Raw genomic sequence first — 16,293 nt, 5'->3', positions numbered from 1 at the left:
ACACCTGTTAATCCAAATAAGATACCTAATTTGTCGGCTAATTATGAAAAAGCCGCTGCCTGTTCTGGCGGGGTGCCTGATTGGGTTTTGTTCGTCAGCACTTGCGCAAAGCCCATACATTCCGCTAAATACTGACTATTATCATCTGATCGACCGCATGGAAATCCGCCAGGGCCGCTGGTCAGAAGGGTTCCATAGCTCGTTCAAAGCCTATAACCGGCAAAGTGTTATCCAACTGACCGATAGTGTACTCACGAATCAGGATTACCCCCTTTCGGCCACCGACCGGTTTAACCTCGGTTATCTCCGGGATGATAGCTGGGAATGGATAAAACCCATTGCCGACAGTGTCAAGGTTGATCCGCTCGCCCGCCACTCTATTGTTGCCGGTACCCAACAAGGCGACAGTGAAAAACCGCTTTTCGGTATCTTCTACAAGAAAAAATCTGATTTCTACAGTCTGCAGACACCCGAGCTCGACCTGCATGTCAGTCCGGTTATTTATCTGGACTATACCCGCGAGGCCGGTAACAACAATCTGTTGTATACCAACACCAGGGGGCTCGAAGTGCGGGGAACAATCATGAAAAAGCTGGGTTTCTACACCTACTTTGCCGATAATCAGGCCTATTACCCGAAATACATTCAGGAATACGGTCAGGTTTATGCACGCCAGGAAACCGATGCAGGTTTTGCTCCCGGCGAAGGGCTGGCTAAGCTATACCGCAACCGTGGCGCCGATTTTCTGGCAGCCCGCGGCCATTTTACATTCAATGTTCTCAAAGCCATCAATGTCCAGTTCGGGCACGACCGTAACTTTATCGGCAACGGCTACCGTTCCCTGTTTCTGTCCGATAATGCAGCGCCGTATCTGTTCCTGAAACTGACGACTCGCTTCGGTAAACGGTTCCAGTACACCAACCTCTTTACCGAGCTACAGAACGTACAGGCAAGTATTCCGGCCAACGAGCTGGTCCCGCAGAAGTACATGGCCATGCACCACCTGAGTGTCAACCTGACCAAAAACATCAATCTGGGCGTATTCGAAGCCGTTGTCTACAGCCGCGACCGGCTCGAACTGGGTTACCTTAACCCCGTGATTCTGTACCGGTTTGTGGAGTCGTACCGGGGCAGTGCCGACAATACGCTGGCGGGAATCGATCTGAAGGTAAACTTCCTCAAGCATTTTATGGCCTACGGGCAAATCCTGCTGGATGAATTCCGGATCAGTGATCTGCGGGCCGGTAATGGCTCCTGGACAAATAAATACGCCACACAGGCAGGCTTAAAGTATATTGACGCATTCGGCATACAGAACCTTGACCTCCAGGGTGAGTTCAACATGGCACGGCCTTATACGTATTCACACTTTGGCGGACAAACCAACTATGTGCATTACAACCAGCCGCTAGCCCATCCGCTGGGCGCCAATTTCTTTGAGTGGCTGGGCATTGCCCGCTTTCAGCACCAGCGGTTGACGGTATCCGGGTTGTTTAGTGTCATGCAGTACGGCGACGATCCGCCGGGCCGGAACTACGGACGGGATATTCTGAAGAACTACGATACCCGCTTTCGGAGCGAAGGCAATTTTATCGGTCAGGGACGGCAGACAATCATTTCGTATGCCGAAGGGCGCGCCAGCTACATGTTTAAACACAACCTGTTTCTGGATGCACGTTATACCTACCGGCTGCGGTCGAGCCAGTTCCGGTCGTCGGAATACGCCAGCAACCTGCTGACCTTCGGAGCGCGCTGGAATTTTGCGTATCGTAACCTTGTCTATTAATAAACTTTTGTCGTTATCATTTGTGATTTGCTGCCAATTCAGGAGTTTTGCCCTGCAATTACATATGGTAACCTACTTAACATGCAAGATATTATTCGTCAGGAGCTGACCGAAGCGCGGTCGGTTCTGGATGCGTTTCTCGCCAATCCGGCTCATCTGGAGGCCATCGAAGCGGCCGCCACTGTCATGGCCGATGCCATCAAATCAGGCCGCAAAGTTATTTCGTGCGGCAACGGCGGTTCTCACTGCGATGCCATGCACTTTGCCGAAGAACTTTCGGGCCGCTACCGCGACAACCGGCGTTCGCTGGCCGCCATTGCCATTTCTGACGTCAGTCACATTTCGTGCGTAGGCAACGACTATGGGTTTGAGTTTATCTTCTCCCGGTTTATCGAAGGTCTGGGCAATGAGGGCGATGTACTGATGGGTATCAGTACCAGCGGCAACTCAGCCAACGTGATCCGTGCGGTTGAGGCTGCCCGTGAAAAAGGGATGAAAGTCGTTTTACTGACCGGTAAAGACGGCGGCAAGCTGGCGGGTAAAGCCGATGTCGAAATCCGGGTACCGCACTTTGGCTACGCCGACCGGATTCAGGAAGTACATATCAAGGTAATTCACCTGTTTATCCTGCTGATCGAAAAACTGGTAATTGGCTGATAAAAAAGCCCTTGTCGTACAGATGACAAGGGCTTTTTTTATGGAGTCGGGCGCTTACTACCTTTTTTTCCGGCATCTATTTTCTTCTGTAATTTTTCGGTCACTTGCTTATAAACACCCTCCAGCTCAACCGGATGCGATGAATAATACGCATAACTTTTGCGGTAAGCAGAGGTATCAACAGCGAATTTTTTAAAAATCTGCCCCTCCAGCCGTTGATAGACCAGATTAGACGAATCGAGCGAGCGGAGATTCAGCCGGCTAACCCGTGACTCCGCCAGGTGGATTTCCGTTAATACATCAGCCATTTTATCCGGCGGAATTAAATTATCCGGCTTTTGATCGCCCATACTACAGCCTGATAATGTGGCGATTACCATCACCCAAAATAGCAAACCGCGTAAATTGTTACAGCGCATAGAATTTTTTCTCTTACTTTCGTACTAAGGTGGAGTGGTTTATCGGGTGAACAGCAATTCGGCCCGCTCCGTTCATTGATTCATTACCCATCAGCAAAATCGTGCTACTTGCCATTGATGTCGGCAATACCGACGCCGTTTTCGGGCTATACCATAACAACGCCTGGTTGCATATCTGGCGTACACCGGCACGCACAGACGAGCCCGCACTCGCCTACGAAAACCGCCTGCGTTTCTGGCTCCTCGAAGCAAACATCGCATTAAGTTCGATTCAGACTGCTGTGCTGAGCAGCGTTGTTCCCCTGCTGACGCCGACCATGCGCGATATGCTGACCAATCTGTTTGGCAGGCAACCGATTGTTGTCGGTCCCGGCATTTACCCGCTTTTACCCCTCGACATCCTGCGTCCGCATGAGATCGGCACCGATCTGGTCGCCAATGCACTGGCAGCCTATACCCGTTACCGGCGCAACTGCGTAATCGTTGACTTTGGTACAGCCCTGACGTTTACTACGGTCTCGGGTGAGGGAAAAATTCTGGGCGTAGCCATCACACCAGGCCTCAAAACGGCTATTCGCGCCCTGTTTGCCAATACGGCCCAGCTACCGGAAGTCCCCATCGAAAAACCGGTCTCAGCGCTCGGCAAGAACACCACCCACGCCATTCAGGCCGGGATTGTAATGGGTTACGAGGGGTTAGTGCGCCACCTGGTCCGGCAAATCAAGACCGAACTTAACCAAGACTGCATTGCGGTTGCGACCGGCGGCCTGTCCGGTAAAATTCCGTCATTACGGGATGTCTTCGAAGACATCATTCCGTCGCTTACTCTCGATGGGGTTCGCCTGATTGGCGAGACCATGCAGAAACATCTGTAAATCAATAGTTTTACCGTTGCAGTAGGCAGCATTCCTCAAGGTGAGGAAATGTATCCACATGCCGTTTCGCTTGCTGTTTGCCCGCCTGTTAAATCCATTAACCGCAAGTTAAATTTTACGTCAGAAACGACCTCTCTTATTAATAAAATTTAACATTTACTACGAATAATTACATCTTCGTAGCCATTAATGATCAGCCGGTTAGAGCTGGCACCTTTTTTTCAGAACGTTACTTCATAGACAGCATTGTTGCTACGCCGCAACAGCAAATACGAAGAACGTTATGAAAACATACATACTCTTTACCCTGCTCTGGGTAACCGCAGCAGGCACCTGCCTGGCAAAAGACGACATAGCCTGGAAAACCGGTAAACTACAACTCAATAACGGCGCCGAAATGGCGGGTAGTCTGAATTACAACTGGAAAGCCGAAGTACTGCAACTGAAACTGCCCGACGGAACCATCAAGGCCTTTTCGCCTTCGCAAGTGCGCTCATTCATGTATTTTGACGAAAATGCCAATGACATCCGGCAGTTCGCATCGGTTGATTTTCCGGTTCGCCGGTCAACATACCGGCCGGTTTTTCTGGAGACGATAACCACTGGCGTTATGACGGTTTACCGACGGTTGCGGCATGCGAAAGAACCGCTCCGGCTTTCGAGTACGGCGTCTTACGGCAATGATGATCAGCTCATTAAAGACTACGACAACTTTAACTATGTCGTCTATACCAACGATACCTTTATCCCGCTTGATGAGTTTAACGGTAGCCTGTGGCCGCAAATTCAGACAGAGTTCGGAGCTGAACTAAAAGCGTTTGTTAAGGCCAGGGAGCTCGATACCGAAAATACCATGAGCCGCCTGATGATGATTACCCAGTATAATCTGCTGAAGGAAGCGGCCTCCTCAACGACTACCGCCCGTGGGCAAGCAGAAGAGGCAACCCCTATTTCGGTCGATTAGGTTTCATATACAAGTAAAAGGGCCTCCCGGTTTGGGAGGCCCTGACTAATTCGCTTCAGCAGTATCTTTCTCAGCATCGTCACGGCGAACGGATTTCTTTCGTTTGCGGAGGGCATCGTGCAGAATAAACTCAATCTGTCCGTTAACACTCCGAAACTCTTCTTGTGCCCACCGCTCCAGCTCTTTCAGCGTTTCCGGGCTAATACGTAAGACAAATGCTTTTTTTTCCGTCGCCATGCCAATTAACTGTACAAGGTTCCGGCATTAACTACCGGACTCACGTTCTTCTCTCCACATAATACAACCAGCAGATTGCTGACCATGGCTGCTTTGCGCTCTTCGTCAAGGCGAACCACGTCTTTTTCTGCCAATCGGGCCAGGGCCATTTCAACCATGCCAACGGCCCCGTCGACAATCTGTTTCCGGGCCGCCACAACCGCCGAAGCCTGCTGGCGCTGCAGCATTGCCCCTGCAATTTCAGGCGCATAGGCAAGGTGACTAATCCGGGCTTCAATGATCGACACGCCTGCACGCTCCAGACGCTCGTTCAGTTCGTTTTCGAGAACTTCATTGATCTGACCCGTATTATCCCGTAGCGTCACTTCGGCTACTCCTTCCCCTTCCATGTTGTCATAGGCGTGCGAGTTGGCCAGGTGACGGACAGCCGCTTCTGATTGAATCTGAACAAACAGCTGGTAATCATCTACCTCAAAAAGTGCTTTTGCCGTATCCGTCACTTTCCAGACTACAACGGCGGCGATGTCAATGGGGTTACCCATTTTATCGTTTACTTTCAACGTTTGTCCGTTCAGGTTTCGTGCCCGAAGGCTGATTTTCCGCTTTGAATACAGCGGATTCACCCACCGCAATCCCGTCTGCTTCATTGTACCCATGTAATCACCGAAGAACGTGGTTACGACTCCCTCGTTCGGGTTGATCACTGCCAGTCCTGTGAGCACAACAATGCCCGCAAAGACACAAAAAACGCCGGCCACAATTGCTCCGTTTATAAACAGAAATGGTGACCCGAATAATAATACCAGGCCAATCAGTAATAAAATGTAGCCCGAGATGGATGTTAAATTCTTTTCGCTCATGATGGTTTAGTGATATTGTTTTGATAGCACAATAGTAGTAATAACCCGGTAAATCGCCCGCATTTTCCGGATGAATGGCAACCCGATCTGACCAATGGCCGAAAAGAAAGCGCTTCAGTAAGAGTCGGTTTCATTCCCAACATCTTTATAGCTAATTTTGCAGACCAAATTCATAGGGGCCGGTCGCGTTAACGGGTGGTTTCCCTTATTTTACCAAACACTGTATACAGATAATGAACCTGAGCGAACAGGAGATAAACCGACGGAATAAACGGGAAGAGTTGATGCGTATGGGCATTGACCCTTATCCTGCCGAACTGTTTGATGTGACCGCGCACATTGCTGATCTGCGGGCCAACATAACCCCCGAACCCGGCCTCGACCTTTCGGGCGATGCCACCTATGGTAAGGTACGCTTAGCTGGTCGTCTGATGGGTTTCCGGATTATGGGAAGCGCCGCGTTTGCCGAAATGCAGGACGCCAGCGGCCGGATGCAGCTCTATTTCCGTCGCGACGACCTTTGTCCGGGCGAAGACAAAACGCTGTACAACACCGTTTTCAAGAAATTGCTGGACATCGGCGACATCATCGGTGTTGAAGGCCACGTGTTTACGACCCAAACCGGTGAGCTGTCAGTCTATGTGAAGGAATTTAAGATTCTGAATAAGTCTCTGCGTCCGCTGCCGGTGGTGAAAGAGGTCGTGAATGAGAAGGGGGAGAAAGAAACGTACGATGCGTTTACCGATCCGGAGCAGCGCTACCGCCAGCGGTATGTCGACCTGATCGTGAATCCGCAGGTCCGGGAAGTATTCATCAAGCGGACCAAACTGGTTAACTCGATCCGGAGCTTCCTGAGCGAGCGTGGGTATCTTGAAGTAGAAACGCCGATTCTCCAGCCCATTCACGGCGGAGCGGCCGCGCGGCCATTCCGGACCCACCACAATACCCTCGATATGACGCTGTTCCTGCGTATTGCCAACGAGCTATACCTGAAACGGTTGATCGTTGGTGGGTACGACGGGGTATTTGAGTTTGCCAAAGACTTCCGGAACGAGGGCATGAGCCGGTTCCACAACCCTGAATTTACGCAGGTGGAATTCTACGTAGCCTATAAAGACTACCTCTGGATGATGGATACCATTGAAGAAATGGTGGAGAAAGTCGCCATCGACGTAACGGGCAGCACACAGGTGCAGGTCGGCGAAAACCTGATCAATTTCCAGCGTCCGTGGAAGCGTTTGACGATGTTCGAGGCCATCCGGGAATATACCGGCATCGATGTCTCAGAGATGGACGAAGCGGCCCTGCGTCAGGTTGCCGAAGAACGTGGGATCAAAACCGATGATACCATGGGTAAGTCAAAGCTGATCGACGAAATCTTTGGCGAGGCCGTTGAACACCAGCTGATTCAGCCAACATTTATTACGGATTATCCGGTTGAGATGTCGCCGCTGACGAAAAAGCACCGCAGCAAGCCGGGGCTGGTGGAGCGTTTCGAAGCCATCTGCAATGGTAAGGAAATCGCGAATGCCTACTCCGAGCTGAACGACCCGATTGATCAGCGCGAGCGGTTTGAGGAGCAATTGAGGCTGGCCGAGCGCGGCGATGAAGAAGCCATGGCTCTGGACGACGACTTCCTGCGTGCGCTGGAATACGGCATGCCGCCAACCGCCGGTGTCGGTCTGGGTATCGACCGGCTGTCGATGATCATGACCAACCAGCCGTCGATTCAGGAAGTCTTATTCTTCCCGCAGATGCGTCCGGAAAAGAAACAGGAAGTAGCCACTGAGGCAGAATACATCGGGGCAGGTGTACCGAAGGAGTGGATTCCGGCGGTTCAGCAGCTTGGTTTCCTGACCATTGAGCAACTGAAAGCGGCGAACCCAAACAAGCTGTTCAACGATCTGGGAGGTGTGCGCAAGAAGCTGAAGATGGACGTTCCGATGCCGAAAATCGACGACGTTAAGGCCTGGGTAGCGTAAACCACGCGATCAGCAGGGCACCAAAAAACCCCTTCTTGTGATAACAGGAAGGGGTTTTTATTTCGTGATGGAGCACTGTATATATGGCACCATTTAGTCTAGTTTCTTGACTTTTGTAGCATTCAGGCCTTTTTTGCCGTCCACTACATCAAATTGTACACGATCTTTTTCACGGATTGTTGTTCCGTTGAGGCCAGTGATATGCACAAAAATGTCTTTGCCAGTCGCATCGTCAACAATGAATCCGTAACCTTTGCTCTCGTTAAAGAACTTTACTACACCTGTTTGCATAAAAAATAATAAAAAATTAGAAATAGAACATGCTCATCGAAGGTCTAACAAAGAACGTGAAACAGGCCCAGACTATGCAAACAGCGTGTACTCGGCAGGATGTAATCCCGGACTTTGTCGGAATGGGATAAAATATGCTTATATCGCCTTTCTCTAGTCACAAAGTAAATAAAATTGTTTCAGTAACAAACAATGTTTCGCAAAAAATTAATTTCCCATAAAATAAAACATTTTGACCGATTGGTAACTTTATACGTTACTGGTCGGTAAAGCTGGCACTTTGTTTGTTATTTGAGTAAATTGCTTTCCGTTTTTAAACATCGTTCTGGCATGAACAAGCTTCGGTATTTCGTAGAGCAACAGGCATTCGGCGTTTGCACTCGTATTGGCGAAAAAATGAACATTTCGGCCAGCAGTATACGGCTTTATTTTATTTACACCTCATTCCTGACTTTCGGCTCACCGGTCATTGTTTATTTTATCCTTGCTTTCTGGATGGAGCTCAAAAAACACGTTCGGCGCAACGCTCATCCAACCATCTGGGACCTTTAGTCAGCATTCGGCAGAAAGCTCGCTGAAACGTTTACGCCCCTGCGCAAAATACTGCCAGACAATACTTTTCTGATAAACAGGCAACCGACTCAGCGATACCTGCGGCTGAAGAGCTTTACGCTGCCTGCGTAAGCGGCCCAGGGCGCCATAAAAGGCGAAATGCGCCCGGACAATGGCCCATACATCGGCCCACTGCCCTTCGCGGATGAACAAGAGCGCCGACAGGCCATCCATTACCAGCCGGAAAAGCAGCTTGCCCCACAGATTCCCGCCCGGCAAGTTCTTATAAAGCATAAACAGACTGTTGCGGTAATTCAGGAAGGTTTTGTGCGGATTTGATTTGTGCAGCGTGCCGCCCCCGACATGGTATACTACCGACTCGCCACAGGCCCAGGCTTCGTAGCCCTGCTGCTGAATACGCCAGCACCAGTCAATTTCTTCCATATGGGCAAAAAAGTCGTCGTCGAAGCCACCAACCGCATGAAACACGTCGGCCCGGGCCACAAAACAGGCGCCCGTTGACCAGAACACCCGGCGGTTATCATTATACTGGCCCTCGTCGGTCTCGAAGGTGGCAAAAACCCGCCCCCGGCAGAATACATAGCCCATGCTGTCCATGAAGCCACCGGCCGCTCCGGCATGTTCGAAATAAGCGCGGCGGTTGTAATCCCGGATTTTGGGCTGGCAGGCACCAATAGCCGGGTTGGCATCCATAAGCCGCACAACCGGACCTAACCAATTCGGGGTTACTTCAATATCGGAGTTAATTAAAGCGTAGTAGGTTGCTCCGCCATACTGCTGCCGGAGCTGCTCCAGAGCCAGATTATAGCCACCGGCATAGCCTTTGTTCTGATGCAGTTCAATGACACGGACCGTCGGAAAGGTTTTCCGTACAAAAGCAACCGAGGCATCGGTTGAAGCACTGTCGGCTACATAAACACGAAAGCCATCGGCGTGTTCAATCACCGATGGCAGAAACTGTTTCAGGAAGTGTAGGCCGTTGTAATTAAGAATAACAATTGCAAGCTTATCCATGAATCTGTAGAAAGTGGTTAGTGGGTGAATACCACTTTCTATTGCATCATACTGCCCAGATCAAACCCGGGGATATTCGGCAACAAACCTTCTGTTGATTTCTTTAAGTGTTCACGAATTTTAGGCTCAATGTTTTCCATGGCCTTGTTAATAGCCGCCACAATCAGATCCTGCATCATCTCGCGGTCTTCCGGCTTCACGACATCCGGGTCGATTTCGACTTTCAGTACCTGCCGCAGCCCGTTAACCGTTGCCTTTACCATACCGGCACCCGCTTCGCCGGTATCGGTGATGCCCGACAGAGTCGACTGTGCTTCTTTCATCCGGGCCTGAATATCTTTCATCTTCCCGAACATGTCCATCATATTTCCTAAGTTCCCAAACATATCGTTTTCCGTTTAGCGGAGCAGCGTTATTGTACCACGCTTCACAATCTGCTGCCCGTCTTTATCCCGAACGTTGATCCGATAGGCATATGTCCCGGCTGGTGCCTGCTGCCCGCCGACGTTGCCGTCCCAACCTTCCGTCAGACTGGTTGTCTGATAGATCGGATCACCCCAGCGGGAGTAGATAATCATTTCGAAATTGTCCAGAAATGTACCCAACACCAGAAAGCGGTCATTCTGCCCGTCGCCGTTCGGTGTGAACGCGGTTGGTACAAATATACTGGCATTTCGCTTTAACTCGAAGTAATTTGATGTACTCTCGCCCGTAGCCGACTCGGCGCGTATCCGGTACCGGAACGTTTGCGTCGACTGATCATTCGGGTCCGGCTCATAATGCGTATTACCACCCAACGGAATCTCCTTGTACAGGGTATTGGTTCCGGTATCGTAAATTTCCAGCACATAGCGGCTAACGGTTCCCGGCGTAAACGGCGAATCTGCCGTCCAGTCAATACCGGTAGACAGCGAACCTAGCCAGACACTGCAAACAGGCTTTGAAGGCGTTGACACGTTACCGCAGTTGTTCTGGAATACAATCTGGTAACAGTATGACCGATCATTCGGATTAACGCCGGGATCTTTGAAGACCGTTGAATTACTGACTGAGCCGATTTGTTGGAACGGCCCTGCCGGGCTATCGGCCCGCAGCACCAGCATGGTAAACGACGTGGGCAGGCCAGCCGTAACGTTACGTACCTCAATCTGCCCGTTATCGGCTACCGATACCTGTAGATTGGTCGGGGCAGCGGGTAAGGCCGCACTTTGTCCGGTAACACATACAGGGCTGGAGATCACAGTGGTCGGGAAGCCGCTCACCGTCAGCATGCGGGCCTGTAAGGTATAACAATATTGTACACCACACTGAATACCGTTGTTATCGACAAGCTGTTTGGTGCTCACGGTAGAGGGTGTTGTAATCTGAGAGGGAGCACCTGTTGCCCCGTTATCGGTCCGGCTAATTGAATAACCGGAAGCAAACGCTACGTAGCCTTTCCCTTCGTAGGGTTGCCAGGTGAGGGTGTTCTGCTGATTGCCGGCAACAGCCGATAAGTTAAGGGTACAGACTTCATCCGACAGTTCTGTCGCGCAGCCTCCTTTCACCTGAAGCTGAAAACACTGCGTTGCACCGCCCGTACCCGATACGCTGATGGAGGCCCCGTTAGTCGCCGTTAACCCGGTCGGCTGAAAGGTTGCGCCGTTTTTCTGTAAAAGCTCTACCACATCTCCCGGCGTTGCCTGGACATCGATCTTTGCTCCGGCACCCGTTGACGTCAGCGTCGTAATGACAGGCTTGTCTTTCGGCCGGACGGGAATGCTTTGTATATTTTTTTCCGTAATACACCCTACATTCACGTTAAATGCGCCATTGACCTGTACGAGGTAGTTGCCCGGGTTAGTGTAGGTGTAGGAAATATTGCCGACACTGCTCATCGGATATGACTTAACTCCCTGGCCATCCCCCCAGTTTACCTCAATCCTATCATAAGTCTTCGTAATGGCGTCCAGCGTAAAGTTCAGTTTGACTGTATACCCGGCCCCCGTCGGTGAGGGACAAATCTGATAGGTATATTCCAGCTTAGACGTCGGATAAACCGTAACTACCTGGCAAGCAGTCACTCCGGTTGCTCCCTTTGAGGCAAGCTGAAGGATAGTATACGAGCCAGGTTGTGCGTACTGGAAGCCACGATTTGTTATTGCCTGTGCAGCAAGGGCACTCACACTGGCAACGCCATCATATAAGTAGACATAGGAATCATTAGCCAGACCGGCGTCCGGTGTTACAACAACACTCTTTCCCAGACAGATTGATGGAGCTGCCAGTGTAAACCCTCCCCCGCCCGGCGTATTACACAGATTTTGTCCGAATGTCTGATTGCCTGTCCCGATACTCATAAGAAAAACGAAAAGCGCCATCCACAGGCCAACTACACTTTTTTGTCTGCAGCGTATCCGGTTCCGGTAATTGTTGATATTCACAGAAGTAATGATTTTTTTCGTTATGAAAGACGGCTTGATTCTGTTCTTACAACGCATCTTTTGACATTTTAGCGCCTTGGGAAACGTATCTTTGTTGCCAGTCGTTATGGTTTCAAATCAACGGTTGCCGACCGATCAAAGATAATACCCGTTCAACAGGATTGCCAGGTTATCCTTTGACGATAAACCGGCGTCGTTTGATACATCAAACAAAGGCATGAGCAATAATAATACCAATTCAGCACCGGCGCCGATCAGGCTGGACTCCATCGCGGACGCCATTGCTGACATCCGCGATGGGAAAATCGTAATCGTTGTGGATGACGAAGATCGCGAAAATGAAGGCGACATGATCTGTGCGGCGGAGAAAATTACGCCCGAGATGGTCAACTTCATGATCAAGGAGGGGCGCGGCCTTATGTGTGTGCCTCTGACGCAGGAACGCTGCGAAGAGCTCGGTCTGGAAATGATGGTTGGCAACAATACCTCCATTCATACAACGCCGTTTACCGTCTCGGTCGACTTGCTGGGCCACGGCTGCACAACCGGCATTTCAGCCTCTGACCGGGCAAAAACCATTCAGGCACTGGCCGAACCGACGACCGACCCGAATGACCTTGGCCGCCCGGGCCACATTTTTCCGCTCAAGGCTGCCGAAGGAGGCGTCCTCCGCCGGACCGGCCATACCGAAGCAGCCATCGACTTAGCGAAACTGGCAGGCCTGAAACCGGCCGGTGTCCTGATTGAAGTGCTGAACGAAGACGGTACCATGGCCCGCCTGCCGCAACTGCGCGAAATGGCCGACCGCTTCGGCATGAAGCTCGTCAGCATCCAGGACCTGATCGAATACCGCCTGCAGCAGGAAACCATGATCCGCCGCGAGATTGGCGTGGATATGCCGACCATATGGGGGCACTTCGACCTGATCGCCTTTAAACAGATTGATACCGACGAGACGCACCTGGCCCTTGTCAAAGGTACCTGGAGCCCTGATGAGCCGGTGCTGGTGCGGGTTCACTCGTCCTGCGTTACCGGCGACATTTTTGGCTCATGCCGCTGCGACTGCGGCGGTCAGCTGCACGCGGCCCTCGAAATGGTCGAACGCGAAGGTAAAGGTGTAGTGCTGTACATGAATCAGGAAGGTCGCGGCATTGGTCTGCTGAATAAGCTGAAAGCGTACAAACTCCAGGAAATGGGGCGCGACACGGTAGAAGCTAACCTTGAGTTGGGCCTCCCGATGGATGCCCGGAACTATGGCGTAGGGGCTCAGATCCTGCGCGATCTGAGCGTTCATAAAATCCGCCTGATCAGCAACAACCCGAAAAAGCGGGCTGGTCTGATGGGTTATGGCCTCGAAATCATCGAGTCTGTTCCGATCGAACTGCCATCTAACCCCTACAACGAGCGCTATCTTCAGACAAAGCGCGATAAAATGGGCCACACGCTGTCATTGGGAGCAAAGGGATAAGAGCGGAGCGCACAGGGCGTGGAGCATAAGTGTAGCATACAGGGCCTGTAGTTTAGGGTGTAGCGCAATGTGTGTAGCGCAATGTGGCGCTATGCTCTCTACGCACTGTGCGCTATGCGCTATGCCACAAAAGCCCGTAGGGCTTCAACAGCGCAGCGTCTGTAGCATGAAGTCGGTAGCATTCGGTAGCCCATTAATTCAGCGCGTTTTTTTCTGTGCCGTCAGGTACAGAACCGGTAGCGTACCTGACGGCACGCGGCGGTTTCGCAAATGGTTGTTTTTTGCCGACGCTGCATGCAAACAAATGCCACCGAATGCTACCGACGCTGAGCTGTAGCGGCCCTACGGGCCTTGTGAAGCAGAGGAGTAAGAGCGGAGAGCAGTGATGCCCTATGCACTACGCACTACGCACTACGCCCCCTGTACATCAATTGAATATGCACAGTTAAAATGCCCGAGCGGGCATTTTTTGTATCCATGCAGGCCACAGGGGCGACAGTCTAAATCCAGTTTTGTTTCCAGAATACGGGAATCGTCGGCAAGCGGCCCAAAGCCAAAGTCCGGTACCGTTGAGCAGAAAATAGCAGTAGTGGGCGCGTTCAGCGCCGAACACAGGTGCATCGGTGCGGAATCGTTCACATAGTTCATGGCTGCCCCCTGCATCAGCGCGGCCGACTGAAGCAGGGACAGCTTCCCGGTCAGGCTGATCACCGGCCGGCGGCCCCTGGTTTCGGCCACAATCCAGTCACAGGCATTGCTATCAGAGGGAGCCCCCAACAGATAGATGGTATATTCCACCGGCAACTGCCCGATCAGTTCGACCCATTTTTCGCGGGGGAATTGTTTGGTATACCAGACCGACGTAGGGGCCATGCAAACGTAAGGCCCCGTCTGATAAGGTGCTACCGCTGCATAGTCAGCCGCCGACGGATACAACTTCGGGCGAAGGCGCAGGGGTTCAGGCATCAGATGAGCAATCAGCCCGGCGTTGCGGTCGACTTCGTGCACGCCCGGCTGAATCCGGTGCGGCACGGTACGCGTAAAAAAGCGGGCAAACGGATTTTTATCGTAACCGATGGTTTCACCGGCTCCCGAGAAGGCTGTCAGCGCACCGGTAGCCCCGAAACGTTGCAGGTTAATTACGCTATCGTATCGGGTACGGCGAATCTGTTTCAGCAGTGCCCACAAGCTCCCGTATTTCCGCTTTTTTTTCTCCCAGATCAGTATCTCATTCAGAAACGGATGGTTTTTCAGCAGCCCTTCGTTTCCCTGCCGGACAAGCATATCCAGCCGTGCTGCCGGAAATTGCGCATGCAGCTGTTCCAGCAACGCCGTTGCCAGAATAACATCACCAATAAACGCGGTCTGAATGATCAGGAACCGACCGGCAGTACTTGTCGTTATCATTAACTGGCAGTGAGCAAAAGGTAATTCCGCGACATTACTTCACTACCTTTGTACTCCTATTTAACAGAATGGAAGATTACGAACTATTTACGTTGCCCAACGGCATCCGTATTGTACATAAACAAATACCTCATACCCAGATTGCGCACTGCGGCATCATGCTCGACATTGGCAGCCGGGACGAGAAACCACACCAGCAGGGTCTTGCCCATTTCTGGGAACACATGGCCTTTAAAGGCACAAAGAAACGCAAATCTTATCACATCCTTAACCGTCTGGAAAACGTCGGAGGCGAACTGAACGCCTACACGACCAAGGAAAAGGTATGCTTTCATGCCTCGCTGCTGGGGATTCATTTCGAGAAGGCCACCGAACTGCTGGCCGATATCGCCTTTCACTCCATTTTTCCCGAGAAGCAGATCGAACGCGAACGGAACGTGGTGCTGGAAGAAATGGCGATGTATTATGATTCGCCGGAAGACGCTTTACAGGACGATTTTGACCAGCTGGTTTTTCAGAATCACCCGCTGGGCAGTAATATTCTCGGGACGACCGAGACCGTTCAATCGTTTACCCGCGAAAACCTGCAGGAATTTATCGCCGAAAACCTCGATACCGACCGCATTGTTTTTTCGTCGGTAAGCAATTATCCGTTTAAAAAAGTAGTACGGATCGCCGAAAAATACCTGGCGGATATTCCGCGAAGCACCACCAACCGCATCCGGAAACCGCCAGCCAGCTACGAAGCCGTGCGGCAGGTGGTTAAACGCCCGATTACCCAGGCCCAGTGTGCGCTGGGACGGCCCGCCTTTTCGCTGACCGATCCGAAGCGGCTGCCGTTTTTTATGCTCATCAACCTGCTGGGCGGGCCGGGCATGAACTCACGGCTGAACATGAACCTGCGCGAAAGGCAGGGGCTGGTTTACTCCATCGACGCCAGCTTCACGCCATTTCTGGATACGGGCTTCCTGGGCATTTATTTTGGCACCGACCCCAAAAAGGTTGACCGCGCCTATAGCCTCATTCAGAAGGAAATGCAATTACTGTGCACCAAGTCACTCACAGCCAACCAGATGCACCAGACCAAAGAACAGCTGATGGGTCAGCTGGCAATGGCCGAAGAAGGCAATCAGAGCTTCATGCTGATGATGGCCAAAAGCATTCTGGATATTGACCGCGTCGAGTCGCTGGAAGATATTTTTAACGAAATCCGCGCGGTTGAGCCCCGGCACTTACAGGAAATTGCGCAGGAGATGTTCGACGAAAAGCAGTTCAGCTTTCTGACTTTCGTACCGGAAGATTAATCCGGACGCATTTTTACCGCCTTATCAGCCGGT

16 protein-coding genes are annotated in these 16,293 nt (G+C 51.5%); 8 read left to right on the top strand and 8 right to left on the bottom strand.

The window, feature by feature from the left end:
- The first annotated feature begins 43 nt into the window (after window positions 1–43).
- Both BLX24_RS05130 and lpcA read left to right on the top strand, forming a co-directional pair.
- Window positions 44–1,786 (top strand): hypothetical protein, encoded by a 1,743-nt coding sequence (locus BLX24_RS05130; RefSeq protein WP_071502015.1) that lies wholly within the window; start codon window positions 44–46, stop codon window positions 1,784–1,786.
- 81 nt (window positions 1,787–1,867) lie between these two features.
- Complete coding sequence (gene lpcA, locus BLX24_RS05125; protein WP_071502014.1) at window positions 1,868–2,443, top strand: D-sedoheptulose 7-phosphate isomerase; 576 nt, start codon at window positions 1,868–1,870, stop codon at window positions 2,441–2,443.
- 38 nt (window positions 2,444–2,481) lie between these two features.
- Here lpcA and BLX24_RS05120 read toward each other — a convergent pair whose 3' ends face one another.
- Window positions 2,482–2,793, bottom strand: coding sequence for a DUF4296 domain-containing protein (locus BLX24_RS05120; protein ID WP_229201705.1), 312 nt, complete (start codon window positions 2,791–2,793; stop codon window positions 2,482–2,484).
- Between the two features lie 170 nt (window positions 2,794–2,963).
- Between BLX24_RS05120 and BLX24_RS05115 the strand changes: the two genes are divergently transcribed.
- The gene (locus BLX24_RS05115; RefSeq protein WP_071502012.1) at window positions 2,964–3,737 is read left to right on the top strand and encodes a type III pantothenate kinase; all 774 of its coding nucleotides are present in this window, start codon (window positions 2,964–2,966) and stop codon (window positions 3,735–3,737) included.
- A gap of 283 nt (window positions 3,738–4,020) precedes the next feature.
- Entirely contained in the window at window positions 4,021–4,701 is a 681-nt protein-coding gene (locus tag BLX24_RS05110; protein ID WP_071502011.1) for a hypothetical protein, read from the top strand.
- A gap of 45 nt (window positions 4,702–4,746) precedes the next feature.
- On the opposite strand, the gene BLX24_RS05105 is transcribed toward BLX24_RS05110, so the two are convergent.
- Together BLX24_RS05105 and BLX24_RS05100 are read right to left on the bottom strand one after the other, a co-directional pair.
- Complete coding sequence (locus tag BLX24_RS05105) at window positions 4,747–4,938, bottom strand: type II toxin-antitoxin system antitoxin (protein ID WP_071502010.1); 192 nt, start codon at window positions 4,936–4,938, stop codon at window positions 4,747–4,749.
- A 5-nt stretch (window positions 4,939–4,943) separates the two neighbouring features.
- Entirely contained in the window at window positions 4,944–5,798 is an 855-nt protein-coding gene (locus BLX24_RS05100; protein ID WP_071502009.1) for an SPFH domain-containing protein, read from the bottom strand.
- 233 nt (window positions 5,799–6,031) lie between these two features.
- On the opposite strand from BLX24_RS05100, the gene lysS reads away from it, so the two are divergent.
- A complete protein-coding gene (lysS, locus tag BLX24_RS05095; protein ID WP_071502008.1) occupies window positions 6,032–7,780 on the top strand; it encodes a lysine--tRNA ligase in 1,749 nt (582 codons plus the stop codon).
- Between the two features lie 93 nt (window positions 7,781–7,873).
- Here the strand turns inward: lysS and BLX24_RS05090 are convergent, their stop codons facing one another.
- The gene (locus BLX24_RS05090) at window positions 7,874–8,071 is read right to left on the bottom strand and encodes a cold-shock protein (protein ID WP_071502007.1); all 198 of its coding nucleotides are present in this window, start codon (window positions 8,069–8,071) and stop codon (window positions 7,874–7,876) included.
- A gap of 330 nt (window positions 8,072–8,401) precedes the next feature.
- Between BLX24_RS05090 and BLX24_RS05085 the strand changes: the two genes are divergently transcribed.
- Window positions 8,402–8,623, top strand: coding sequence for a PspC domain-containing protein (locus BLX24_RS05085; protein WP_071502006.1), 222 nt, complete (start codon window positions 8,402–8,404; stop codon window positions 8,621–8,623).
- On the opposite strand, the gene BLX24_RS05080 is transcribed toward BLX24_RS05085, so the two are convergent.
- Genes BLX24_RS05080 through BLX24_RS05070 form a run of 3 tightly spaced genes read right to left on the bottom strand, consistent with a single transcriptional unit; the run spans window position 8,624 to window position 11,997 of the window.
- Entirely contained in the window at window positions 8,624–9,658 is a 1,035-nt protein-coding gene (locus tag BLX24_RS05080) for a glycosyltransferase family 2 protein (RefSeq protein WP_071502005.1), read from the bottom strand.
- Window positions 9,659–9,696: 38 nt separating this feature from the next.
- Complete coding sequence (locus BLX24_RS05075; RefSeq protein WP_071502004.1) at window positions 9,697–10,044, bottom strand: YbaB/EbfC family nucleoid-associated protein; 348 nt, start codon at window positions 10,042–10,044, stop codon at window positions 9,697–9,699.
- Between the two features lie 12 nt (window positions 10,045–10,056).
- Window positions 10,057–11,997 carry a T9SS type B sorting domain-containing protein gene (locus BLX24_RS05070; RefSeq protein ID WP_177225781.1) on the bottom strand — a complete coding sequence of 647 codons (1,941 nt, stop codon included), beginning with the start codon at window positions 11,995–11,997 and terminating at the stop codon, window positions 10,057–10,059.
- A gap of 301 nt (window positions 11,998–12,298) precedes the next feature.
- Here BLX24_RS05070 and BLX24_RS05065 point away from each other — a divergent pair, with 301 nt between their 5' ends.
- On the top strand, window positions 12,299–13,549 hold the full coding sequence (locus BLX24_RS05065; RefSeq protein ID WP_071502002.1) for a bifunctional 3,4-dihydroxy-2-butanone-4-phosphate synthase/GTP cyclohydrolase II: 1,251 nt from the start codon (window positions 12,299–12,301) through the stop codon (window positions 13,547–13,549).
- Window positions 13,550–13,960: 411 nt separating this feature from the next.
- Here BLX24_RS05065 and BLX24_RS05060 read toward each other — a convergent pair whose 3' ends face one another.
- Window positions 13,961–14,956, bottom strand: a complete 996-nt coding sequence (locus BLX24_RS05060) for a glycosyltransferase family 9 protein (RefSeq protein WP_071502001.1) — start codon at window positions 14,954–14,956, stop codon at window positions 13,961–13,963.
- Window positions 14,957–15,024: 68 nt separating this feature from the next.
- Here BLX24_RS05060 and BLX24_RS05055 point away from each other — a divergent pair, with 68 nt between their 5' ends.
- The gene (locus tag BLX24_RS05055; protein ID WP_071502000.1) at window positions 15,025–16,260 is read left to right on the top strand and encodes a M16 family metallopeptidase; all 1,236 of its coding nucleotides are present in this window, start codon (window positions 15,025–15,027) and stop codon (window positions 16,258–16,260) included.
- Window positions 16,261–16,293: the final 33 nt, after the last annotated feature.

The sequence above is a fragment of the Arsenicibacter rosenii genome (assembly GCF_001870735.1).
GTDB lineage: Bacteria > Bacteroidota > Bacteroidia > Cytophagales > Spirosomataceae > Arsenicibacter > Arsenicibacter rosenii.
The sequence above is the reverse complement of the archived record's forward strand: the minus strand, read 5'-3'. Positions and strand labels throughout refer to the sequence as shown.